Origin of the sequence: Xanthomarina maritima (assembly GCF_008084905.1) — a bacterium.
Classification (GTDB): Bacteria; Bacteroidota; Bacteroidia; order Flavobacteriales; family Flavobacteriaceae; genus Xanthomarina; species Xanthomarina maritima.
In genome coordinates this window covers 1-431 of the sequence record NZ_VSFC01000057.1, presented here as the reverse complement: position 1 = coordinate 431, position 431 = coordinate 1, and the positions used below count along the sequence as shown (strand labels likewise).

Here is a 431-nt window from a genome sequence, read left to right as displayed (position 1 = left end):
TATTGAACCTGTTGATGCACCTGCGCATAATATATTTGTTTGACTTATAGTAAAATCAGGAGGTAAAGAAGCTTCAACTGTTATAGATGTTGTAGCTTCACAGTTGTTTAAATCTATAACTGTGATATTGTAAATACCTGGTGTAGATACTGTGATTATAGGAGATGTTTGAAAAACAGTAGTACTATTTACAAAATAATAATAAGGTGGTGTTCCTCCACTTGCGTAAACCATAATTTCACCATCAATACAAGTTAACGGACTTGTAAGTGCTGAAGTTGCTGTTAATAATGGTGGTTCTATAATCTCAATATCTTCGGTATGTGTACATCCATCTTCAGTACTAACATTAACAGTATAAGTGCCTTCACTTAAAGAAGAAAATTCATAATCACTTGCCATGATTGGTCCTACACTATTTACTAATGTTG

1 protein-coding gene is annotated in these 431 nt (G+C 32.9%); it reads right to left on the bottom strand.

What is annotated here, in order from left to right; all coding sequences use genetic code 11:
• Positions 1 to 431, bottom strand: a 431-nt coding sequence (locus FVF61_RS14190) for a hypothetical protein (RefSeq protein WP_158635211.1), incomplete at both ends; no start/stop codon positions are given.